Raw genomic sequence first — 23,586 nt, forward strand, 5'->3', positions numbered from 1 at the left:
CGAACCCGGGTACTGCGGCACCCGGGCTGCAAACTGAAGCCAGCGACAAAAAACTCAGTTTATCTCGGCCTTTAAAGCGCCGCTCTGGTAGCGCTGGAACATCTTTTCCAGGCTGAGCGGGGTGATTTTATCGGCGTTGCCGGCGGTACCAAACGCCTCGTAACGGTCGACACAAATATCCTTCATGGCGGTGATGGTTTCTTTCAGGTATTTGCGCGGGTCAAACTCCGCCTTGTTGTGGGCCATGAAACGGCGAATGGCACCGGTGGACGCCAGCCGCAGGTCGGTATCGATATTGACCTTGCGCACGCCGTGCTTGATGCCCTCAACAATCTGCTCCAAGGGTACACCGTAGGTTTCCCCGATTTCACCACCGTACTCGTTGATAATGGCGAGCCAGTCCTGGGGCACTGACGAGGAGCCGTGCATGACCAGGTGGGTATTGGGAATGCGGCGGTGAATTTCCTTGATGCGGTCGATGGCGAGGATGTCGCCAGTGGGCGGGCGGGTGAACTTGTAGGCACCATGGGAGGTACCGCAGGCAATGGCCAGCGCATCCACATCGGTTTGCTTGACGAAATCAGCGGCCTCTTCCGGGTCGGTCAGCATCTGCGCGTGGGTCAATTTGCCCGCCGCGCCAATGCCATCTTCCTCACCGGCTTCGCCAGTTTCCAGCGAGCCCAGGCAACCCAGTTCGCCTTCCACCGAGACGCCGCAGGCGTGGGCCATATCGACGGTGCGCCGGGTAACCTCGACATTGTACTCGTAACTGGTGGGTGTCTTGCCATCTTCCCCGAGGGAGCCGTCCATCATCACCGAGCTAAAACCCAGTTGCATCGAGCGCTGGCACACCGCCGGGGAGGTGCCGTGGTCCTGGTGCATGCACACCGGGATATGGGGAAACTCTTCGATGGCGGCCAGGATCAGGTGGCGCAAAAACGGCGCACCGGCGTACTTGCGAGCGCCGGCGGAGGCCTGCACGATGACCGGGGAGTTGGTCTGCTCGGCAGCTTCCATGATGGCGCGCATCTGCTCCAGGTTATTGACGTTAAACGCCGGCACGCCGTAACCGTTTTCGGCGGCGTGATCCAACAGTTGACGCATACTGATTAAAGCCATGATTTGATCCTGTCTGTCAGAGGTAATTGATCTTGATTATTGCCGCTTGCAGGCGCTGCGAGCGCCTGTATTCAGCCCTTGGCACGGGACTCCAGCATCGCTACTGCCGGCAGCACCTTGCCCTCGACGTATTCGAGAAACGCGCCGCCGCCAGTGGAGATGTAGGATACCTTGTCGGCGATATTGTACTTGTCCACAGCCGCCAGGGTGTCGCCACCACCGGCAATGGAAAAGGCCGGACTGTCGGCAATGGCCTTGGCAATGGCTTCGGTGCCGGCACCGAACTGGTCGAACTCGAACACGCCCACCGGGCCGTTCCAAATGATGGTTTTGGCGTCGGCCAGGATTTTGGCCAGTTGCGCGGCCGTATCGGGGCCAATATCAAAAATCATATCATCCGCGGCCACCTCCGCCGCAGCCTTGGTGGTGGCCGCTGCGGTCTCGGAAAATTCCTTGCCGGTTACCACATCGGTGGGTACGGGAATGGCGCATTTCGCCATCAGGGCTTTGGCGCTGGGAATCAGGTCGTGTTCGCACAGCGACTTGCCCACCGGCAGGCCACTGGCCGCCAGGAAGGTATTGGCAATGCCGCCGCCGACGATTAACTGGTCCACTTTTTCCGACAGGCTCTCCAGTACGGTCAATTTGGTCGACACCTTGGAGCCACCAACAATAGCAACCACCGGGTGGGCGGGATTGGCCAGGGCTTTTTCCAGCGCCTCCAGCTCCGCCGCCAGCAGCGGGCCGGCACAGGCCACAGGGGCAAATTTGGCCACCCCGTGAGTGGAAGCCTGGGCCCGGTGGGCGGTGCCGAAAGCGTCCATAACAAACACGTCGCAGAGCGCGGCATAGGCCTTGGCCAGCTCTTCCCCGTCTTTCTTTTCGCCCGGGTTAAAGCGCACATTTTCCAGCAACACCAGCTCGCCCGCGGCCATATCGATACCCGCCCGCCAATCTTTCACCAGGCCGACCTTGCGGCCCAACAACTGGCCGAGATGGTCAGCCACTGGCTGCAGCGAGAATTCGTCGCTGTACTCTCCCTCTTGCGGTCGCCCCAGGTGCGACATAAGCATCACCTTGGCGCCGGCCTTGAGGGCCAGCTCAATGGTTGGCAGGGCGGCCCGGATGCGGGCATCGCTGCTCACCGCGCCGTTCTTGATGGGCACGTTCAGGTCCTCGCGAATCAGCACTCGCTTACCTGCCAGGTTCAGTTCCGACATCAGTTTTACAGCCATAACCACAAGCTCCTTAATAAATTGAAAACATTCAGGTAACCCCTGTTATCAGCAGGGGGGCTCGCGGCACTGCAGGTGCCGCACTATTGAAATCCATTGCGGGATGCGCTCAGGCCGGATCAATTGCCTGCTGCCAGGCAAGCGTTACATCCAGCATGCGGTTGGCATAACCCCATTCGTTGTCAAACCAGGTCAACACCTTCACCAGCCGCTTGCCAGCAACCCGGGTCTGGCCTGCGTCCACCACCCCCGAACGGCCATCGTGGTTGAAATCGCAGGACGCCAGCAACTCCTCGGTATACCCCAGCACCCCCCGAAAGCCGGTCTCGGCCGCCCGCCGCAGCGCGGCGTTGACTTGCTCCACCGTGACGTCCCGCTCCACCACCAGCGACATATCGATGGCCGAGACATTGGCAATAGGTACCCGCATGGCCTGGGCTTCGAGGCGGCCACTGAGCTCCGGCAGCAGCCGCTCAATTCCCCGCGCCAGGCCAGTATCCACCGGAATCATGGAGTTGATCGCCGAACGGGTTTTGCGCAGGTCAGTGTGATGGTAGGCGTCGATAACCGGCTGGTCATTCATCGCCGAGTGTAATGTAGTAATGACCCCGCTCGCCACCCCAAATGCATCGTGCAGCGCCTTGATGACAGGCACGCTACAATTGGTGGTGCAGGAGGCATTGGAGACGATATGGTGAGTCGGGCTGAGAACAGCCTCATTGACCCCGAACACAATCGTGGCATCGACGTCGGCCTGGGCCGGCTGGGAAAACAGCACTCGGGCGGCGCCGCGATCGATGTGTCGCTGGGCACTGGCGCGGTCGCTGAAAGCCCCGGAGCACTCCAGCACCAGGTCGATGCCGAGCTCAGCCCAGGGCAGTTCCTGCGGCTGCTCACAGTGCAAAATGCGGATCGCCTGGCCGTTGATGCTGAGCCGATCCTCCGCCAGCGCCACCTGGCCGGGAAAGCGGCCGTGGGTGGAGTCGTACTTGGTCAGGTGGGCAATGGTCTTGCAGTCCGCCAATTCATTGATGGCGACCACCTCGAGCTGGCGCTGCAAGCCCGCTTCCACCAGCGCTCGCAGCACACAGCGGCCGATACGGCCGTAGCCGTTGATTGCCAGGCGCATAGCGCGTTCGTCCTAGCCCAGCACTTCTTCCAGCGCTGCCACCACATTTTCGGCGCTAAAGCCGAAGTGCTGCATCAACTGGTCGCCGGGGGCTGACTCGCCGAAGCTGGACATGCCCACCACGCGACCATCGAGGCCGACAAACTTGTACCAGTAATCTTCCTGGGCCGCTTCCACCGCCACCCGGGCCGACACCTCGAGGGGTAATACCTGCTGCCGGTAAGCCGCATCCTGGGCACAAAATACTTCGGCACAAGGCATGGATACCACCCGTACCTGTTTGCCCTGGGCGCTCAATTGCTCGGCGGCGCTGACGGCCAGCTGCACTTCCGAACCGGTGGCAATAACAATGGCGTCGGGAGTGCCGCTGCAATCCTTGAGAATGTAACCACCGCGACCGATGCTGCTGACCTGGGCTGCGTCGCGCGCTTGCGGCGCCAAACCCTGGCGGGAGAAGATCAGTGCGCTGGGGCCATCGCGACGCTCGATTGCCGCCTTCCAGGCCACCGCCGACTCCACCGTGTCACAGGGGCGCCAGGCGTGCATATTGGGGGTCATACGGAGGCTGGCAATCTGCTCCACCGGCTGATGGGTGGGGCCGTCTTCGCCCAGGCCAATGGAATCGTGGGTGTAAACAAAGATGCTCTGCTGCTTCATCAACGCCGCCATGCGCACGGCGTTGCGCGCGTATTCCATAAACATCAGGAAAGTGGCGCCGTAGTTGATAAAGCCGCCGTGCAGGGCGATGCCGTTCATAATGGCGCTCATGCCGAATTCACGCACACCGTAATAAATGTAGTTGCCATCCGCCTCAGTGGCGCTGACGCCCTTGGCACCGCTCCACAGGGTCAGGTTGGAGCCGGCCAGGTCCGCCGAACCCCCCAGCAGCTCAGGCAGCAGTGGGCCGAAGGCATTGAGACAGTTTTGCGAGGCCTTGCGCGAGGCGATTTTCTCCGCCTTCTGCTGGCATTCCTGGATATAGGCATCGGCTTTGGCGGCAAAATCGGCGGGCAGCTCACCCTTGATAACGCGCCGCTCAAACTCCGCCGCCAATTGCGGGTGCTGCTCGCGGTAGGCTTCGAACTGGCCGAGCCACTGGTTTTCCCGCTCCGCGCCCGCATCCCGGGCGTTCCAGCGCTGGGCGATGGCGGCGGGAATCTCAAACGGAGCGGCAGTCCAATTGAGGTTTTTGCGCGCCAGGGCCACTTCTTCAACCCCCAGGGGAGCACCGTGACACTCCTCCTTGCCCTGCTTGTTGGGTGAACCAAAACCGATCACCGTCTTGCAGCAAATCAGGGTGGGGCGGTCGCCCTCTGCCCGCGCCGCTTCAATCGCCGCCTTGATGGAGGCGCTGTCGTGACCGTCTACCCCGGGGATGACCTGCCAGCCGTAGGCCTCGAAACGCTTGGGGGTATCGTCGGTAAACCAGCCCTCGACCTCACCGTCAATGGAGATGCCGTTGTCATCGTAAAAGGCGATCAGCTTGCCCAGCCCGAGGGTGCCAGCCAGCGAGCTGGCCTCGTGGGAGATGCCTTCCATCAGGCAGCCGTCACCGAGAAACACATAGGTGTTGTGATCGACAATATCGTGCCCGGGGCGATTAAACTGTGCCGCGAGGATTTTCTCCGCCAGCGCCATGCCCACCGCATTGGTCAGGCCCTGGCCCAGTGGGCCGGTAGTGGTCTCGACCCCCGGCGCGTAGCCGTATTCGGGGTGACCGGGAGTTTTCGAGTGCAGCTGGCGGAAGTTTTTCAGTTCCTCGATGGGCAGATCGTAGCCACTGAGGTGCAACAGGGAGTAGATCAACATGGAGCCGTGACCGTTGGAGAGCACAAAGCGGTCCCGGTCGACCCAGGCGGGATTGGCCGGGTTGTGTTTCAGGTAATCGTTCCAGAGGACTTCGGCGATGTCCGCCATACCCATCGGGGCTCCGGGGTGGCCACTGTTGGCTTGCTGGACAGCGTCCATACTGAGGGCTCTGATGGCGTTGGCTAGTTCGGCACGGGTTGGCATGGACTCTGGGCTCCTGTTGATGCGCACGACGCAAATTCGGCTCGGCGCCCTGCAGATCAATTATCCACTAATTATGGGGGGCGCCAAAAAGGGGCGGTATTTTCTCGCACCGATTGCCGCAGGTAAAGGAGGAATGGATAAAATTTGCACTAATTTGCAAGTATTTTGCCCAAGTGCGCCTTTTGCAGCCTCGCCCCGTGGAGAGGGCCGCTGCTACTTTCGCCGCTGGCGATGCTGTTATTTCTTCAAAAAGCGGGAGCGATCGTCGTCGTCGTGGCGGATGCTGAGCTCGTCCACCGCGTTGGCCAGGTACTCGGCATCGGTTTCCGATGCCAGCTTGATCAGCAGGCGCAGGTCGTTGCGGGAGTCGGCGTAGGTGAGGGCGTCCTCGTAGGTAATTTCGCCGGCGTCGTAGAGCTCGAACAGCGCCTGGTCAAAGGTCTGCATGCCCACTTCGCTGGACTTGGTCATCAGGTGCTTCAAATCCGCTACCTGGCCCTTGCGAATCAGGTCTGCGGCCAGCGGGGTATTGAGCAGAATTTCCAGGCAGGCGCGGCGCCCCTTGCCGTCTGGCGTGGGGATAAGTTGCTGGGCGACAATGGCCTTGAGGTTGAGGGACAGGTCCATCCACAGCTGGTTGTGGCGGTCCGCCGGGAAGAAATGCATGATGCGATCTAGGGCCTGGTTGGCATTATTGGCGTGCAGGGTGCACAGGCACAGGTGGCCGGTTTCGGCGAAGGCGATGGCGTGCTCCATGGTTTCGCGGGTGCGCACTTCACCGATCAGGATCACATCCGGCGCCTGACGCAGGGTGTTCTTCAGGGCTACCTCAAACGAATCGGTATCGATGCCCACTTCGCGCTGGGTGACGATACAGCCGCGGTGCTGGTGAATAAATTCGATCGGGTCCTCGATGGTGATGATGTGACCCTTGGAGTTGCGATTGCGGTGCCCGACCATAGAGGCCAGCGAGGTGGATTTGCCGGTGCCAGTGGCGCCGGCAAAGATCACCAGGCCGCGGTTGGTCATGGACAGGTCCTTGAGGATTTCCGGCAACCCCAGCTCATCGATCTTGGGAATATTGGTCTCGATGCGGCGCAGCACCATGCCCGCCAGGTTGCGCTGGTAAAAGGCACTGCAGCGAAAGCGGCCGACACCGCGGGCGCTGATGGCAAAATTGAGTTCCTTGCAGTCGCTGAACTCCTTGCGCTGCGTGTCATTCATTACGCTCAGCACCGTCTCCCTGGCTTTTTCCGGCGACAGCGGCGTGGTGGTCACCGGCACCACCTTGCCATTCAGCTTCATGGAGGGCGGAACCCCGGCGGTAATAAACAGGTCCGAGGCTCCCTTTTCCACCATTAATGTCAACAGCCGCTCAAAATCCATGTGCCCCTTCCTTTCCGCTATTTGCCCTGAAGTGTCGCGCAACTCGAAGAGTATACGCTTATAACCGGGTCTCGTTTCAACTGAATATCCCGGTTCAACTCAATACTATTCCCTGCCGCAACACTGCCCCGGCAGGCGCCACTGCACTGGTCACTGGTACTAAAAGTTGTCTGGCATTTTGGCTTTCTCCCGCGCCACATCGCGGTTGATTATGCGCCGCGCCACCAGGTCCGCCAGGCACTGGTCCATGGTCTGCATACCGAGAGAGGCGCCGGTTTGAATGGCCGAGTACATCTGTGCCACCTTGTCCTCCCGAATCAGGTTACGGATAGCCGAAGTGCCGCGCATGATCTCGTGGGCGGCAACCCGGCCGCCGCCGCTCTTCTTCAACAGGGTCTGGGAGATCACCGCCTGCAGCGATTCCGACAACATGGAGCGCACCATGGACTTTTCGTTGGCGGGAAACACGTCCACGATCCGGTCGATGGTCTTGGCAGCCGAGGTGGTGTGCAGGGTGCCGAACACCAGGTGGCCGGTTTCTGCCGCCGTCAGGGCCAGGCGAATGGTTTCCAGATCGCGCATCTCGCCCACCAGGATAATATCCGGATCTTCCCGCAGGGCGGAGCGCAAGGCCTCGGAGAAACCGTGGGTATCGCGGTGCACTTCGCGCTGGTTGACCAGGCATTTTTTCGATTCGTGCACGAATTCAATGGGGTCTTCGATGGTGAGGATGTGCTCGTATTTGTGGTCGTTGAGGTAATCCATCATCGCCGCCAGGGTCGTGGATTTACCGCTGCCGGTGGGACCGGTGACCAGCACCAGGCCCCGCGGCACCGCGCAGATGTCGCGAAACACCTGCCCCATACCCAGCTCTTCCATGGTCAGCACCTTGGAGGGAATGGTTCGAAACACCGCTCCGGAACCGCGGTTGTGATTGAACGCGTTGACCCGGAAGCGGGCCACGCCCGGTACTTCGAAAGAGAAATCTGTCTCCAGGAACTCCTCGTAATCCTTGCGCTGCTTGTCATTCATAATCTCGTAGATCAGACTATGCACCTGTTTGTGCTCCATGGCGGGCAGGTTGATGCGGCGCACATCGCCATCCACCCGAATCATCGGTGGCAGGCCGGCCGACAGGTGCAAATCCGAGGCGCCCTGTTTGGCGCTGAATGCCAGGAGTTCCGTTATATCCATAGATCTACCTTAAAAAGCTGTTGAGCAGGGGTTAGGGAGTGGGGTCAATCCACCAGCGCCGGGCGCTGTTACAGTATCAAGTATATGCACAAGATCGCCATCCATCTAATGCAAGTGCGAAATCGAATCGACAGCGCCGCTGCCAGCTGCGGGCGCAGTGTCGATAGCGTGCAATTATTGGCCGTCAGCAAGACCCGGCCGCCGGCAGATATTCGCGCGGCCTACGCCGCCGGGCAGCACCGCTTTGGGGAGAACTACCTGCAGGAAGCCCTCGACAAACAGCAGCAGCTGGCCGACCTGGACATTGAATGGCACTTTATCGGCCCGCTGCAAGCCAACAAAACTCGCCCGGTAGCCGAGCATTTTGCCTGGGTCCACAGTGTCGACCGGGAGAAAATTGCCCGTCGCCTGAGCGCGCAGCGACCCGCCAGCTTACCGCCTTTGAATATTTGCCTGCAGGTCAACCTGGACAGTGAAGCCAGTAAAGCCGGCGTCAGCCTGGCCGAATTACCCGAATTACTTGACAGCGTCGCCGAGCTGCCCAATATTCGCACCCGAGGCTTGATGGCGATACCCGCGCCGCGCACCGACTTCGAGCACCAGCGCGAGGCCTTGGAGCCGCTGGCAACCGCCTTGCTCCGGCTGCGCGCCAGTCACCCGGCGCTGGACACTCTCTCGATGGGTATGTCCGCCGACCTGGAGGCCGCCGTTGCTGCGGGCTCCACCATGGTCAGAATCGGTACCGATATTTTCGGCCGTCGCGATTGACCAACTAACTGCAAATCAGGAACACGCCGTGAGTAAAGCAAGATTAACATTTATTGGTGCCGGCAATATGGCCAGCAGCATTATTGGCGGCCTGGTCGACAAGGGCTACCCGGCTCAATTGATCAACGCCACTGACCCCTACCAGCCCAGCCTGGATAAATTGGCTGCCCAATACGGTATTGAGGTTAGCCAGGACAATGGCGCCGCCGCCAGCGGCGCCGAAGTGGTGCTGCTGGCCGTCAAACCCCAGGTGCTGAAACAGGTGTGTACCGATCTCGGCCCCCAGCTCAGCCCCCGGGCGCTGGTGATTTCCATCGCCGCCGGCATCGACAGCACCAGTATCGAGCGCTGGCTCGGCCAACCACTGGCGATTGTGCGCTGCATGCCCAACACCCCGGCACTGGTGCAAACCGGGGCCAGCGGCCTGTTCGCCAATGCCAACACCAGCGCCAGCCAAAAGCAACTGGCCACTGAAATCCTGGGCGCCGTGGGTATTGTCCAGTGGCTCGAGTCCGAAACCATGATAGACGCCGTAACTGCCGTCTCAGGCAGCGGTCCGGCCTACTATTTTCTGCTGATGGAAGCCATGATCGAAGCCGGCGTCGCCCAGGGGTTGAGCCGGGATACCGCCACCCAGCTGACCCTGCAGACCGCCCTCGGGGCGGCACAACTGGCTTGCAAGAGCGATGTTGATGTGGCCGAATTGCGGCGCCGCGTCACCTCACCCAACGGTACCACCGAGCGGGCGCTGCAGTCGTTCGAACAGGATCAACTGCGCGCCACGGTAGCCCGGGCGATGCAAGCCTGTGCCGATCGCTCCCGAGAAATGGCCACCGAACTGGGCAACTGAACAACTGCCCCAAGCGCCACCACCAACCACCAATGAGCAGGAGATCCCAATGGGGCCAATGCAGGAAATCGGCACCTTACTTATTCAAACCGTAGGCTCGCTGTACCTCTTTATCATCGTGCTGCGCTTCTTGTTGCAGCTGGCTCGGGCCGATTTCTACAACCCTATTTCCCAGTTTGCGGTGAAGGCCACCAACCCGCTGCTGATTCCCCTGCGGCGCATGATTCCGGGGGTATTCGGCATCGACATCGCCTCGCTGGTGCTGGCCCTGGCGCTGCAATTTGTGGTGATTGAAGTCAGCGCCATGATCATTGGCTACGCCTTTATCAACCCGCTCTCGGTTGTCGTCTGGTCGCTGATCGGGCTGCTGTCCATGACCACCACCATATTTTTCTGGGGCCTGCTGGTGGTGGTGATTAGCAGCTGGATCGCCCCCCACAGCAACAATCCGGCCCTGCTCCTGACCCGCCAGCTGGTGGAACCGGTGATGGCGCCGTTTCGCAAGCTGATGCCGGATATGGGGGGTATCGATATCTCCCCGATTTTTGCCTTCCTGGCGCTGAACGTGGTGCAGGTGCTGATCAAGCACCTGGCCGGGGCCGCCGGCATGAGCCCCGCGGTGCGCAGCCTGGTGATGGGAATCTAGGTGGCTGGCGCGTTAACCCTTGAAGCGGTCCAGCGACGACTTTAGACTGCCCACCCCAACAATAAAACCCGGTTTCGCAACAGGCACTTATGGCAAACATCCATGCTCGTGACTCGGTCGGTCTGGTTCAACCCCAAACCTTCCACTTTGACGATCCGCTGCTGCTGGCCTGCGGCCGCAGCCTCAACAGTTACGACCTGGTGGTGGAGACCTACGGCGAGCTCAACCGCCAGTGCTCCAACGCCGTGCTGATCTGCCACGCTCTCTCCGGCCATCACCACGCGGCGGGATATAACAGCGAGGAAGACGCCAAGCCGGGCTGGTGGGATGCCTATATCGGCCCCGGCAAGCCCATCGATACCAACCGCTTCTTTGTGGTCTCCCTCAACAACCTGGGTGGCTGCCACGGTTCCACCGGGCCGCGCTCCATCAATCCCGCCAGCGGCCGCCCCTGGGGCAAGGACTTCCCCATTCTGCGGGTGCGCGACTGGGTCCACTCCCAGGCGCGACTGGCGGACCGGCTGGGGATCGAACAGTGGGCTGCCATTATCGGCGGCAGTCTCGGCGGCATGCAGGCCATGCGCTGGGCGCTGGAATACCCCGACCGCGTGCGCCACTGTCTGGTAATCGCCTCGGCGATGAAATTGTCAGCCCAGAATATCGCCTTTAACCAGACCGCTCGCCAGGCCATCATGTCGGACCCGGACTTTCACGACGGCGACTACCTGGCCTTCGATACCTACCCCAAGAGCGGTCTTTCCGTGGCCCGCATGATCGGCCATATTACCTACCTGTCCGATGATGGCATGGGCCAGAAATTCGGCCGGGATATACGCTCCGGCACCTTTCAGCAGGGCAGCGCGGAGCCGGTCGAGTTCCAGGTAGAGAGCTATTTGCGCTACCAGGGCGATGTGTTTTCCAGCAGCTTTGATGCCAACACCTATATCCTTATGACCCGGGCACTGGATTATTTCGACCTCGCCCGGGAGTACAGCGACGACCCGGTGCAGGCTTTCAGCGGCGCCAACTGCCGCTTCCTGGTGATTTCGTTCACCACCGACTGGCGCTTTGCGCCGGACCGTTCACGGGAGATCGTCAACGCCCTGGTGGGCGCCGGCAAATCGGTATCCTACGCCGAGATTGAGTCGGAATACGGTCACGACGCCTTCCTGATACCCATACCGGAATACTACAACCTGTTCACCGAATATATGAAAACCGTGAGCACCGACTAGCCCGTGGACGCCGTCGAGCAGAAGGAAACGAGCATGCGTATTGACCTGGATGTAATTCAGGCCTGGATCAAACCCGGCAGCCGGGTGCTGGACCTGGGGTGTGGCGATGGCACCCTGCTGCACAACCTGTGCAGCAACAAGCAGGTCAGCGGCTACGGCCTGGAAATTGACCCGAAGCAGATCACCACCTGTATCAGCAAGGGGCTCAATGTGATCGACCAGAACCTCAACCAGGGACTGGACAATTTTGCCGACAAGAGCTTTGATACCGTGGTTATGACCCACGCGCTGCAGACCATGCACGCGCCACACCAGGTGCTGGAGGACATGCTGCGCGTGGGCGAGGAGTGCATTGTCACCTTTCCCAATTTCGGCCACTGGAAAGCCCGCTGGCACTTGTGTGCCAAGGGCCGCATGCCGGTATCGGACCTGCTTCCCTACCAATGGTACGACACTCCCAACATCCACTTTTGCACCTTTCGGGATTTCGAGGTGTTGTGCCACCAGCTGAATATCGATATCGTTCACCGCCAGGTGGTAGCTGAGCGCCCCGTCAGCCGCCTGCTGAAAGATGTGCGGCCAAATTTGTTCGGCGAAACCGCCATCTATCACCTGCGCAAGCAGGCCTGGCAGGCGAGCCGCGGCGACAACGGGCCGAAACGGGAGGGCTGAACTTTGCCCCTGAAATCGATACTAAGTAGCAGGAGCTTTTTACCGCTGTGCCGCTGCGTAACGCCAGCTGGAAAATGCATTTCTGCACAGGGCAGGCTTGCAACACCTGTTCTTGTGCAACATGTTTAAATGTAAACATACAACTGCGCGCAGGGTGGCCGCAGCACTTTACCAGCATCAAGGAGTCGGGACATCGCCTCTATACACCTCCATTCAATAAGGAAGCTGAACATGAATAATACCCATAAAGCCAGCCAGTTCCTGCTCTTCACACTGGTGTTTTTCCTGCTCGGCAGCAGCGCCCACGGCAACGAGAAAATCTATACCGATTTTGGCGAATACCGGGTCATGCATTCGGTCTTCAACAGCAGCTTTATCAAGCCGGATATTGCCAGCGCCTACAATCTCACCCGAGGCAAGGATCACGCCCTGGTCAACGTCGCGGTCATCAAAAATCCCAAAGACGGCGCCAGCAACGGCATGGCGGCCATCGTCAGCGGCGGCTACGCCAATTTGATGCAGCAGGGCAAAGACCTCAAATTTGTCGAAATACGGGAGCAAAACGCAATCTACTATCTGGCCGATATGCGCTTTCAGAACGAGGAAGTTCTGCACTTCACCATCAACGTCAGCGTCGATGGCAAGACCTTTCCCGTGAAATTCAGCAAGAAACTCTATGTCGATTAATGTAAACCCCCATCAGCAGGTGGTGCTGGCCAGCAACAACGCCGGCAAGGTGCGCGAAATGCAGAGTCTGCTGGCGGCCATGGGGCTGGAGGTACTTCCCCAGTCCGAGCTTGCCATTGACAGTGTCGCAGAAACTGGCCTGAGCTTTGTCGAGAACGCCATTCTCAAGGCCAGGCACGCCTGCCGCTGCAGCGGCCTGCCTGCCATTGCCGATGACTCCGGCCTGGAGGTGGACGCCTTGCACGGTCAGCCCGGAATCTATTCAGCCCGTTACGCCGAGGAGGCCGAGGGAGACCAGGACAGCGCCAACAACACCAAACTGCTCAATCGCCTCACCGGCCTGACCCAGATGGATCGCCGCGCTCGCTACCGCTGTGTACTGGTGTTTATGCGTCACCACGAGGATCCGACCCCCATTATTTGCCAGGGCACCTGGGAGGGCCGCATCCTGCACCAGCCAGAGGGCGAGGGGGGGTTCGGTTACGACCCGATTTTCTACGTGCCGGAAACGGATTGCAGCGCCGCGCAATTAAGCGCCGAACAGAAAAACTCCCTCAGCCATCGCGGCCGGGCTCTGCAGGCACTAATCCAGCAGCTGCAAACTTACTACCCACCGGTCGCAACGGCTTAAGCCCCGACGATGCTGGAACTCCCGCCGCTGGCGCTCTACATTCATATTCCCTGGTGCGTGCGCAAGTGCCCCTACTGCGACTTTAACTCCCATCAGGCCGGTACCGAACTGCCCGAAGACGACTACGTCGGGGCCCTGGAACGGGACCTGGCAGAGGGCCTGGAGGGGGTGCAAGGCCGCCGCCTGAGCAGTATTTTTATCGGTGGCGGCACGCCCAGCCTGTTCAGCCCCGCGGCGATTGGCCGTGTACTCGCGCAGGCCGAAGCCCGCATCGGCTTCCAGCCCGATATCGAAATTACCCTGGAAGCCAACCCCGGCACCTTCGAGCAGGAAAAATTCAGCGGCTTTCGCAGCGCCGGGGTCAACCGCCTGTCGATTGGTATCCAGAGCTTTTCCGACCTCCACCTGCAACAGCTGGGCCGCATCCACGGGCGCGCCGAAGCGCTGGCGGCGGTGGCCATGGCGCGCCGGGCCGGCTTTCACAATATCAACCTGGACCTGATGCACGGCCTGCCCGGGCAATCCCCGGCCGACGCCAGTCGCGACTTGCAAACCGCCATCGAACTGGAGCCGACCCACCTCTCCTGGTACCAGCTCACCATTGAACCGAACACCGAATTTTACAGTCGTCCGCCGCCACTGCCGGTGGATGACGCGCTGGCCGATATACAGCAGTGCGGCGAACAGTTACTGGCCGCCGCCGGTTTCCAGCAGTACGAGGTATCCGCCTACGCCCGGCCCCGCCAGCGCTCCCGCCACAACCTCAACTACTGGCAGTTTGGCGATTACCTCGGCATCGGCGCCGGCGCCCACGCTAAAATCACCCTGCTGCCCGCGGGCCAACCGGGGCATGTGCTGCGCCAGCAGAAAACCCGCATGCCCGCTCACTACCTGGATCAGAAGCGTCCATTTATAGCGCAACAGGGTCCAGTCGACGAAGCCGATTTGACCCTGGAATTTATGATGAATGCCCTGCGCCTGCTGCAGGGGGTGGACGCCAACCTGTTCCCGGCCCGAACCGGCCTGCCGGCCACCCGCATCGCCGGCGCCCTGCAGTCGTTGCGGCAACGGGGCTTACTGGTGGCGGCGCCCGAACGCATCCAGACCAGCCCCACGGGCATGCGCTTCCTGAATGAAGTGCTGGCGGAGTTTATGCCAGGCTGACCGCCGGTCACCAAAACGCCTGCCTACTTACCACTAGAACCAATACTCTTGCAGCTGGCACCAGGGCAGGTCTGGCTGCGGGGGCTTGGGTTCAAGACCCTCGACAGCAGGGATGCTGTCGCGGAGCCTCCAGGGACGGAATCTCGGCGCGTCTTGAACCCAAGCCCCCGCAGCCAGGCCGTGAGAGAAGCTATACCCATGGGCTAAATATCTCTACTATCGCCGCCAGCAAGCAGATTCACAGGTGGAATTGGGAACATCCATGCATAGCGCTTGTGCGAACGGGCCGCACTGATTATCATCGCAGCCTTAATCGCGGCAAACAGCATCAACGCTACCTGCCAAAGAATGTCATTTCGGGAGAATCATTATGAGCAAAAGCATCGTGCATGTAACCGATGCCAGCTTCGAGGCGGAAGTCCTCAACGCTGAAGGGCCTGTGTTAGTGGATTTTTGGGCAGAGTGGTGCGGCCCCTGCAAAATGATCGCCCCTATCCTGGACGAGCTGGCCGACGACTACAAAGGCAAGATCAAAATCTGCAAAATGGATGTCGATGCCAACCAGTCGACCCCCGGCAAGCACGGTATTCGCGGTATACCCACCCTGATCATATTTAAAAACGGCAGTGCCGACGCCACCAAAGTTGGCGCCCTGTCGAAAACCCAGCTGACCGATTTCATCAACGCCAGCCTTTAGACGAATCCGGCCGCTGCGCTCAGCAACGGCCCCGCAGCTTGCATATGACACCGCTGCAGGCAATCCAGTGCGGCCCAGGCCAAGTTGGTTGCCCGCTGCGCTGTGCTGGCGGTTGCTGTCGTGCACATTAAAACAAATTCCCTGGGTTTTGCTTTGCACAGCCGGCTTTTTATCGCTATACTCCCGTCATCTTTTTAGTTTTTAGATCAAATTCCCTGCACCGTTAATAACAAGCAGCATTTGACCGGCTAACAACCCCCAAAGTTTTCTGGCTCTATTTTCGCATCAACTGGCACGTCGCTCACAAACGCTTTAGCACCGCTTCACTGACAGTTGACCGGCACTATCAGCCTCTGCGTTAGCAGTTCAGGCTCGTAGACTTTGGGTGCAATCGCCACCCCCCAAGGAACTCAAACAATCGTGACTCGCTGCGCGTAGCCACGCCTTTAACCGTCTATTCGACCCAACCACCTTCTTAAAACACTCTTATGAATTTAACCGATCTCAAAACAAAGCCCATCGAAGAACTGCTTGCCATCGCCAAAGAAATGGGCATGGAAAGCCTCGCCCGCTCGCGCAAGCAAGACATTATTTTCAATATCCTCAAGCGACACGCCAAAAGTGGTGAAGATATTTACGGCGACGGGGTGCTGGAGATTCTCCAGGACGGCTTTGGTTTTCTGCGCTCCGCCGACAGTTCCTACCTGGCCGGACCGGACGATATCTACGTCTCACCGAGCCAGATTCGCCGCTTTAACCTGAGAACCGGCGACACCATTGAAGGCAAGATTCGACCGCCCAAAGACGGCGAGCGCTATTTCGCCATGTTGAAGGTTAACCAGATTAACTTCGACAAACCGGAAAGCTCCAAAAACAAGATTCTGTTTGAAAACCTGACCCCACTGTTCCCCAACGACCGCCTGGTGCTGGAATCGGGCAACGGCTCAACCGAGGATCTCACCGGGCGCATCATCGACCTGATAGCGCCGATCGGCAAGGGTCAGCGCGGCCTGATTGTAGCTCCGCCCAAGGCCGGTAAGACCATCATGATGCAGAACATCGCCCAGGCCATCACTCGCAACAATCCGGAATGCCACCTGATTGTGTTGCTGATCGATGAACGACCGGAAGAAGTGACCGAAATGCAGCGCTCGGTGCGCGGCGAAGTGGTTGCCTCGACCTTCGATGAACCACCGGCTCGCCATGTGCAGGTCGCCGAAATGGTGATCGAAAAGGCCAAGCGCCTGGTGGAACACAAAAAGGATGTCATCATCCTGCTCGACTCCATCACCCGCCTGGCCCGTGCTTACAACACCATTGTGCCGTCTTCAGGCAAGGTCCTGACCGGTGGTGTCGACGCCCACGCACTGGAGCGCCCCAAGCGTTTCTTCGGCGCCGCGCGCAACATCGAGGAGGGCGGCAGCCTGTCTATCGTCGCTACCGCGCTGGTGGAAACCGGCTCCAAAATGGACGAAGTTATCTACGAAGAATTCAAGGGCACCGGCAACCAGGAACTGCACCTCGACCGCAAGATTGCCGAGAAGCGGGTTTACCCGGCCATCAACATTCGTCGCTCCGGCACTCGCCGCGAAGACCTGTTGATGCGCGAAGAAGAACTGCAGCGAGTCTGGATCCTGCGCAAATTGCTGCACGATATGGAAGACGTCAACGCCACCGAATTCCTGGTGGACAAGCTCAAGGACTACAAGTCCAACGATGAGTTCTTCCAGTCCATGAAGCGCAAATAAATTCTGCGGCCCTGCAACAACTGACCGGACCCCATGGCCATAAAATACAACGACCTGCGCGACTTTATCGCCCTGTTGGAAAGTCGCGGGGAACTGGTGCGCATCTCGGTTCCGGTGGACCCGAGGCTGGAAATGACCGAAATTTGTGACCGCACCCTGAAAGCGGGTGGGCCGGCGCTGCTGTTTGAAAACCCTATCGGCCACAGTATCCCGGTGCTCGCCAACCTGTTCGGTACACCGCAGCGAGTGGCCCTGGGCATGGGGCAGGAGTCGGTCGGCGCCCTGCGTGAAGTGGGGCAATTGCTGGCTTTCCTGAAGGAGCCGGAGCCACCCAAAGGGCTGCGCGACGCCTGGAACAAGCTGCCCATTTTCAAGCAAGTGCTCAACATGGGGCCCAAGGATGTGGGTCGGGCCGCCTGTCAATACGCCCGCATCGAGCGCGACGCCATCGATCTCTACCAACTGCCCATCCAGACCTGCTGGCCCGGCGACGCCGGCCCGCTGGTCACCTGGCCACTGGTGATTACCCGCGGCCCCAACAAGGAGCGCCAGAACCTCGGCATCTACCGCATGCAGGTAATCGGTAAAAACCGGCTGATCATGCGCTGGTTGTCACACCGCGGCGGGGCTCTTGATTTTCGCGACTGGCAGCAACAAAACCCGGGCCAGCCCTATCCCGTCTCCGTCGCCCTGGGGGCCGACCCGGCCACCATTCTCGGCGCGGTGACACCGGTGCCGGACAGCCTCAGCGAATACGCTTTTGCCGGCCTGCTGCGCGGCAACAAAACCGAGGTCGTCAAGAGCCAAAGCAACGACTTGCAGGTGCCGGCTTCCGCCGAGTTTGTGCTGGAAGGCTATATTTATCCCGACGACATGGCCGACGAGGGCCCCTTCGGCGATCACACCGGTTACTACAACGAGGTGGATCGCTTCCCGGTGTTTACCGTGGAAACCATCACCCATCGCAAAGACCCCATCTACCACAGCACCTACACCGGCCGGCCGCCGGACGAACCGGCGGTGCTGGGTGTCGCCCTCAACGAAGTGTTTGTACCGATCCTGCAAAAGCAGTTTCCGGAGATCAGCGACTTTTACTTGCCACCGGAAGGGTGTTCCTACCGCATGGCGGTGGTGACCATGAAAAAGCAGTACCCCGGACACGCCAAGCGGGTGATGATGGGGGTATGGTCGTTTTTGCGCCAGTTTATGTACACCAAGTTTGTAATAGTGACCGATGACGACGTCAATGCCCGCGACTGGAAGGATGTCATCTGGGCGATTACCACCCGCATGGATCCGGCCCGGGATATCACCCTGGTTGAAAACACCCCCATCGATTATTTGGACTTTGCCTCCCCAGTGAGCGGGCTGGGTTCCAAGATGGGTATGGACGCCACCAACAAATGGCCCGGCGAAACCGACAGGGAGTGGGGTGAACCCATCGTTATGGATGCCGCGGTCAAGCAGCGCGTGGATGAGATCTGGGCGTCGCTGGGGCTGGCCCCGGATGGCCAGGATCGGGAAAACAACCGCACCTGAGCCGAACCCGGCCCAGACCTCAAACTCAGACCTCAAACTCAGGCCTCGAGCCCAGGGATAGCCGCGGCCAGTTCGACTCAGGTCAGGGCATCAAAGACAATCACTCCCCAGACATACAGCGTCAACGCCAGTGCTACAAATACCGCGGCCGAGCCCAGGTCCTTGGCGTGCCCACTGAGCTGGTGACGCTCCGGGCCAATGCGATCAATGGCGTTTTCGATGGCGGTGTTAATCAACTCCACGATCAACACCAGCGCCAGCACCCCGATCAGGGCAATGCGCTCCAGAGTGCTCACATCCAGCCACGCCACCACTGGCAACAGCAGCACCGCCAGCACGATCTCCTGGCGAAATGCCGCCTCGTTTTTCCAGGCGATCATAAAACCGTTCATGGAATAGCCAAACGCATTGACCACCCGGGTTAAGCCTTTTTTCCCTTTCAATTCTGTCGCGTCCATCCAGGTTCCCCCCTTGGCAAAGTGCCCGTTGTAACCTGTCAATATGAACTTGCTGTGACAGTCGCGAGAACAGGGCGAGATCGAGTCAGGGTAGCAAGCCAATCGCACTTACCTGGCCAGAAACCGGTTTGCCAACCACCAAAGGCAAGCGCCGGCTGACTCGCACTCAATCGGCGCTGCACAGCAGCGGCTGCCCGGGATCAGGCTGTTTTGCGCTCCGGCATAGGCAGATCTGGCAGTTGTTCGGCGGCCAGCAACAAGCCCTTCTGGTAGAACTCGGTACTTTTTTCATGCTCGCCCAGGTGCGCTAACAAGCGCGCCATCTCGGCGTAGGCAGCGGGCCCGGCCTTGATTTTCAAACTGCTGGCAAAGTAGTCCCGAGCCTTACCCCACAGGTGATTGCGCAGGCACAGGCGCCCCAGGGTCAGGAGCAAATCGGCATTGCCGGGGCGCTCTTGCAGCCAGCCCTCGGCTTTCAATAACTGACGCATGGCATCGCTGGTCTGCAGCGTGCCGTAGCGCAACACCAGGCGGTTGTCCCAGTATTTTTTCAGGGTTTTGCGCAACAGCACCTCGGCGGCGTTGGCCTCTCCGGCGGCGTCCAGCAAATCCACATAGATCAGTAACAAATCAGCATTGTGCTGCCACTGTTTCGGCGTGTTTTTCCAGGCCTGATTAATGCTTTCGAGGGATTTCGACTGCCCCGCTTGCAGCATCAATTGGCGATAAACCGTCGCGGAAATCGTTTCCACCTCGCTCGCCGCCAACAGCGAGTGCTGCTCCAGGGTGGGCAGGATTTTCGCCAGGCTCTGCCAATCCTGCAGGCGCATATACACCTGGCTCAACAAATCCAGCACCACCGGGTTTTTGGGCGCCAGTTTGCGACCGCGCTCAAGGGTAGCTGCGCACTGTTCGTATTTTTTCGCCACGAATTGCATCTTGGCCTGGGACAGAATCACGGAAAGTGCGGCGGCCGGCGTTTCCTCCTCGGCCCGGGCCAGCAAATCATTGGCCTGTTGGATCTCGCCCAATTCGTAAGCACTGCGGGCCGCCCCCAGGTAATTCAGCAGCGGCGTCGGCGATCGCGTCGCGGAGCGTTTCAACAGGTGCAACGCCTGGCGCCAGTTGCCTTCGAAGAAGTGAATAAAGCCCCGCGACATTTGCCGCTGGGCACGCTCTTCCGAACCGACAAAGAGCCTGCTCATTTGCGTGCCTACACCGCGCACGCCGCCGTGCAGCAGGCGCCAAACCAGTAGCCCCAGCAGAGTTGCCAGCAGCAATACGGCCAGGGCAAACCAGATGCTCATTTCAATCGAGGTGTCACCTATAACCAGCAACAGATAGCCGGGCTTGGTGGCTGCCAGCTGATACAGCCAGGCGCCGCCAAACACAAACAGGACGAACAGAATGAAGATCATGATCATAGCGGGCCCGCCTCACCGCTCACGGCGGCCTCGATCTGCGGCTCGCCGGCGTCCGGCTCCAGCTTGTGCAGGCGGTCGGTAAAGGCCCGCAGAGCCTGCAACGAGCCGCTAATATCGGGCAGCTTTGCCTCAATATTCTCCCCCGCCAGGCGGGCGAGCTCGGCGGCAATGCTGTTGGCCTCGGGCTGCAGCGGGAAAAATTGCCGCAACAGGTTTTCAGCCCGCTCCAGGCTGGCGCTGTAAACCACAGTTTCCTGGCGCAGCAGGGCAAGTTGCGCCTGCTCCAGGTTCAGGCGTACGTTCTGGCGCAGATACTGTTCGGCGTCCGGCGGTAGCAGCGGCGGCAGTGGCTGATCGTGGTGGCGAACCTTGACCTGGTCCCCCAGCTTCTGCATGGCGGCATTGAAGTTGTGGCGCAACTTCTGCCACAAGCCAGTGCTGGCACTGGCCGTTATTGGTTCGACGGCCGCTATCGGTGACGGCTTTTCGGGCGGCAGCGGCTGCCTGGCAACCGGCAGTGCCGTCACCTGCTCAGCCAATGCCGATAACCGCAGATAGAGCCCGCTGCGATCAACCTGCGGCGCCAGTTTCAAGGCCGTCATATCTCGCGCCAATTGCCCGCGCACCTCAAACAACTCCAGGTCGTCGAGCTGCAGCAAGATGTTATCGGCGCTCTGCAGCAGTGCCAGCGCGCCGCTGCCGCTGCGCTCCATCAACAGGCGCTGGCCGGCGAGACGCAACAGGTACTCGGCTTCCGCCAACTGCCAGTCACTGCGGCTGGTGGTGGACATATTCTGTATCCGGTTGCCCTGGCGGGCAACCTGGGCTTGCAGCGCTGCCAGGGTGTCGAGCCCCTCGTGCCACTGCCGGGGGTCGACTGTCTCCCGCGCCGCCAGGCGCTCGACCTGGCCTTTCAGGCTCTGCAAGGCACTCAACTGCTTCAGCTCCTGACGCAACTCATTTTGCACCGCCAGTTGCTGCTGCTGCCATTGCCAGCCGTAAAAACCCAACACCCCGCCGCCAATCAGCAACAGCACAACGAGGATAAACAGGAGGGCGGCCAGTTTGCCGCCCTTGCGCGGGGGCTCACTGGCTTTGGCTGCGGATTTGCCGCCCGCGCCGGGTTTGGCAGCCGCGGCAGATGCATTGGTCGCTGCTGGCGTGGAGGCCGGTTGGGCACCGGCCTTGTTTGCGTCTGCTGCCTTAGTGTCTGTTGTCATAGATTCCTTACCTGGTGTTTTGCCAATCCAGCAATGCCTGCAACATACTTGCGTCAGAGGCATTGACAGCCATTATTACATTCCTGAAACCCAGTTCCCGCGCCTGCTTTGCCACCCTCTCGCCGGGCACCAGCAGCGGCAGTTGTAACCATCTGCCGGGGTCCTGTCCAGTTTCATTGCCGGCGGCGCTGAGCAGCTGCCACAGATTGTGCAGGGTTTCGCCGCTGTGCACCGTGGTGATGTCGTCCCCCGCACCCCAGTCCAGGCGCCGCAATGCCGCGCCGGCGGCGGCCGGCAAGCGGCGCTGGTAGAGCTCACAGTAATCCACCCGGGCACCCCGCTGTGCCAGGCTATCGGCCAGCAAGGGGCGACCTCCGGCACCGCGAAAGATCAATACCCGTTGCTGCTGTAACGCCTGCAGTGCCGGCAAACGCAGCAATTCTTCCGAGTTCATACTGCCGCCCGCAGCGACAACATTCAATCCCCGGTTTTGCAAGAGCGCAGCAGTAGCAGAGCCCACTGCATAAAATTGCAAACCGAGGGGCAGCTGCGGCCAGTATTGATCGATCCAGTCACTGCCGTATTGGGCCGCATTTTGACTGACGAAAATACCGTGCTGGTAGACATCCAGCTGTAAAATCCGCGCCTTGATGGCTTCCACTGCGGCGCTGCCCGGCTGCTCGAACGGGACTATTTCCAGCAGCGCAATGGCCACGGTGGTGGCACCCTCGGCCTCCAGCAGGCGCTGCCATTTGCCGGCCTGTTGCGCGGGGCGGGTTACCAGCAGGCGCAAGCCGGCGAGGGCAGACGTCACGTCAATGGGCGTCCGTGTTGCGGTAAACCTGCGCCAGTATCTCCGCCGCACCGGCGCGCAGCAGTTTTTCCGCCAGCGCGACGCCCAACCTTTCCGCCTCTACCTGGGGCCCGCGCACCTCATCTTCCAGCATCTGCGCACCGTCCGGGCTGCCGACCAGGCCGCGCAACCACAACTGGCCATCGCTCTCGAGCACCGCAAAACAACCGATGGGCACCTGGCAGCCACCTTCCAGGCGCCGGTTCATAGCCCGCTCGGCCAGCACTTGCGGGGCGGTGGTCGGGCAGTGCAGCGGTGTCAGCAGCTGCCGGGTAGAGGTGTCGTCGACGCGGGTTTCGATGCCGACTGCGCCCTGGCCACCGGCGGGCAAGCAGAACTCCGGGGCGATGCGCTCGCGAATGCGAGCCGCCATACCCAGGCGCAGCAAGCCGGCACAGGCGAGAATAATGGCATCGTATTCGCCGTCATCGAGCTTTTGCAAACGGGTATTGACGTTGCCGCGCAGAAACCGAATGGTTAAATCCGGCCGCTTCGCCAGCAACTGGCACTGCCGCCGCAAACTGGATGTGCCCACCACACTGCCCGCCGGCAACTCGGCCAGACTGGCAAAGCGATTGCTGACCAGGGCGTCCCGGGGGTCCTCCCGCGGACAGATCACACTCAGCCCCAGCCCCTCGGGAAATTCCATCGGCACATCTTTCATGGAGTGCACGGCAATATCAGCGGTGTCGTTGAGCAGGGCGTGCTCCAGCTCCTTGACGAACAGGCCCTTGCCGCCCACTTTCGCCAGTGGCACATCGAGAATTTTATCGCCTCGACTGACCATGGGCACCAGTTCTACCTGTAACCCGGGGTGGTGGCGCTGCAGTTCGGACCGTACATATTCCGCCTGCCAGAGGGCGAGGGCACTTTTTCGGGTCGCGATGCGCAGGGTTTTGCTCATGGTTACACTCGGGA

The 23,586-nt window shown here is 60.3% G+C and carries 22 protein-coding genes; 11 read left to right on the top strand and 11 right to left on the bottom strand.

From position 1 onward, the window contains the following. Positions 1 to 54: 54 nt before the first annotated feature. From fba to G8764_RS14855, 6 genes are all read right to left on the bottom strand, one after another. A complete protein-coding gene (gene fba, locus G8764_RS14830) occupies positions 55 to 1,119 on the bottom strand; it encodes a class II fructose-bisphosphate aldolase (RefSeq protein ID WP_166165442.1) in 1,065 nt (354 codons plus the stop codon). A 71-nt stretch (positions 1,120 to 1,190) separates the two neighbouring features. Next, positions 1,191 to 2,354 (bottom strand): phosphoglycerate kinase, encoded by a 1,164-nt coding sequence (locus G8764_RS14835; RefSeq protein ID WP_166165443.1) that lies wholly within the window; start codon positions 2,352 to 2,354, stop codon positions 1,191 to 1,193. Between the two features lie 109 nt (positions 2,355 to 2,463). Continuing rightward, a complete protein-coding gene (gene gap, locus G8764_RS14840) occupies positions 2,464 to 3,483 on the bottom strand; it encodes a type I glyceraldehyde-3-phosphate dehydrogenase (RefSeq protein WP_166165444.1) in 1,020 nt (339 codons plus the stop codon). A gap of 12 nt (positions 3,484 to 3,495) precedes the next feature. Continuing rightward, on the bottom strand, positions 3,496 to 5,496 hold the full coding sequence (gene tkt / locus G8764_RS14845; RefSeq protein WP_166165445.1) for a transketolase: 2,001 nt from the start codon (positions 5,494 to 5,496) through the stop codon (positions 3,496 to 3,498). Between the two features lie 237 nt (positions 5,497 to 5,733). Continuing rightward, positions 5,734 to 6,882, bottom strand: a complete 1,149-nt coding sequence (locus G8764_RS14850; protein WP_166165446.1) for a PilT/PilU family type 4a pilus ATPase — start codon at positions 6,880 to 6,882, stop codon at positions 5,734 to 5,736. A gap of 159 nt (positions 6,883 to 7,041) precedes the next feature. Further along, on the bottom strand, positions 7,042 to 8,076 hold the full coding sequence (locus G8764_RS14855) for a type IV pilus twitching motility protein PilT (protein WP_166165447.1): 1,035 nt from the start codon (positions 8,074 to 8,076) through the stop codon (positions 7,042 to 7,044). Between the two features lie 84 nt (positions 8,077 to 8,160). Here G8764_RS14855 and G8764_RS14860 point away from each other — a divergent pair, with 84 nt between their 5' ends. The 11 genes from G8764_RS14860 (at position 8,161) to ubiD (ending at position 18,713) form a co-directional block, all read left to right on the top strand. Continuing rightward, positions 8,161 to 8,844 carry a YggS family pyridoxal phosphate-dependent enzyme gene (locus G8764_RS14860; RefSeq protein WP_166165448.1) on the top strand — a complete coding sequence of 228 codons (684 nt, stop codon included), beginning with the start codon at positions 8,161 to 8,163 and terminating at the stop codon, positions 8,842 to 8,844. Positions 8,845 to 8,872: 28 nt separating this feature from the next. Further along, positions 8,873 to 9,694 (top strand): pyrroline-5-carboxylate reductase, encoded by an 822-nt coding sequence (proC, locus tag G8764_RS14865; RefSeq protein WP_166165449.1) that lies wholly within the window; start codon positions 8,873 to 8,875, stop codon positions 9,692 to 9,694. 49 nt (positions 9,695 to 9,743) lie between these two features. After that, the gene (locus G8764_RS14870) at positions 9,744 to 10,340 is read left to right on the top strand and encodes a YggT family protein (RefSeq protein WP_166165450.1); all 597 of its coding nucleotides are present in this window, start codon (positions 9,744 to 9,746) and stop codon (positions 10,338 to 10,340) included. An 89-nt stretch (positions 10,341 to 10,429) separates the two neighbouring features. After that, positions 10,430 to 11,575, top strand: a complete 1,146-nt coding sequence (gene metX, locus G8764_RS14875) for a homoserine O-succinyltransferase MetX (RefSeq protein WP_166165451.1) — start codon at positions 10,430 to 10,432, stop codon at positions 11,573 to 11,575. 33 nt (positions 11,576 to 11,608) lie between these two features. After that, the gene (gene metW / locus G8764_RS14880) at positions 11,609 to 12,247 is read left to right on the top strand and encodes a methionine biosynthesis protein MetW (RefSeq protein ID WP_166165452.1); all 639 of its coding nucleotides are present in this window, start codon (positions 11,609 to 11,611) and stop codon (positions 12,245 to 12,247) included. A gap of 231 nt (positions 12,248 to 12,478) precedes the next feature. Further along, positions 12,479 to 12,934: a DUF4426 domain-containing protein gene (locus G8764_RS14885; protein WP_166165453.1), complete on the top strand. Its 456-nt coding sequence runs from the start codon at positions 12,479 to 12,481 to the stop codon at positions 12,932 to 12,934. Next, positions 12,924 to 13,565, top strand: a complete 642-nt coding sequence (rdgB, locus tag G8764_RS14890; protein WP_166165454.1) for an RdgB/HAM1 family non-canonical purine NTP pyrophosphatase — start codon at positions 12,924 to 12,926, stop codon at positions 13,563 to 13,565. Before G8764_RS14885 ends, rdgB begins: the two co-directional genes overlap by 11 nt. A gap of 9 nt (positions 13,566 to 13,574) precedes the next feature. Then, positions 13,575 to 14,729, top strand: coding sequence for a radical SAM family heme chaperone HemW (gene hemW, locus G8764_RS14895; protein WP_166165455.1), 1,155 nt, complete (start codon positions 13,575 to 13,577; stop codon positions 14,727 to 14,729). A gap of 370 nt (positions 14,730 to 15,099) precedes the next feature. Then, a complete protein-coding gene (gene trxA / locus G8764_RS14900) occupies positions 15,100 to 15,426 on the top strand; it encodes a thioredoxin TrxA (RefSeq protein ID WP_166165456.1) in 327 nt (108 codons plus the stop codon). Positions 15,427 to 15,914: 488 nt separating this feature from the next. After that, positions 15,915 to 17,174 carry a transcription termination factor Rho gene (gene rho / locus G8764_RS14905; protein ID WP_166165457.1) on the top strand — a complete coding sequence of 420 codons (1,260 nt, stop codon included), beginning with the start codon at positions 15,915 to 15,917 and terminating at the stop codon, positions 17,172 to 17,174. A 33-nt stretch (positions 17,175 to 17,207) separates the two neighbouring features. Continuing rightward, complete coding sequence (ubiD, locus tag G8764_RS14910; protein WP_207951900.1) at positions 17,208 to 18,713, top strand: 4-hydroxy-3-polyprenylbenzoate decarboxylase; 1,506 nt, start codon at positions 17,208 to 17,210, stop codon at positions 18,711 to 18,713. Positions 18,714 to 18,790: 77 nt separating this feature from the next. Here the strand turns inward: ubiD and G8764_RS14915 are convergent, their stop codons facing one another. From G8764_RS14915 to hemC, 5 genes are all read right to left on the bottom strand, one after another. After that, complete coding sequence (locus tag G8764_RS14915; protein WP_166165458.1) at positions 18,791 to 19,171, bottom strand: diacylglycerol kinase; 381 nt, start codon at positions 19,169 to 19,171, stop codon at positions 18,791 to 18,793. Between the two features lie 200 nt (positions 19,172 to 19,371). Then, complete coding sequence (locus tag G8764_RS14920; RefSeq protein WP_166165459.1) at positions 19,372 to 20,595, bottom strand: heme biosynthesis HemY N-terminal domain-containing protein; 1,224 nt, start codon at positions 20,593 to 20,595, stop codon at positions 19,372 to 19,374. After that, the gene (locus G8764_RS14925; RefSeq protein WP_166165460.1) at positions 20,592 to 21,815 is read right to left on the bottom strand and encodes a uroporphyrinogen-III C-methyltransferase; all 1,224 of its coding nucleotides are present in this window, start codon (positions 21,813 to 21,815) and stop codon (positions 20,592 to 20,594) included. The genes G8764_RS14920 and G8764_RS14925 overlap by 4 nt, the downstream gene beginning before the upstream one ends. A gap of 7 nt (positions 21,816 to 21,822) precedes the next feature. Beyond that, positions 21,823 to 22,629: a uroporphyrinogen-III synthase gene (locus tag G8764_RS14930; RefSeq protein ID WP_166165461.1), complete on the bottom strand. Its 807-nt coding sequence runs from the start codon at positions 22,627 to 22,629 to the stop codon at positions 21,823 to 21,825. A gap of 1 nt (position 22,630) precedes the next feature. After that, complete coding sequence (hemC, locus tag G8764_RS14935; RefSeq protein ID WP_166165462.1) at positions 22,631 to 23,572, bottom strand: hydroxymethylbilane synthase; 942 nt, start codon at positions 23,570 to 23,572, stop codon at positions 22,631 to 22,633. Positions 23,573 to 23,586 lie beyond the last annotated feature (14 nt).

Origin of the sequence: Pseudomaricurvus alcaniphilus, assembly GCF_011440395.1 — a bacterium.
Lineage (GTDB): Bacteria > Pseudomonadota > Gammaproteobacteria > Pseudomonadales > Cellvibrionaceae > Pseudomaricurvus > Pseudomaricurvus alcaniphilus.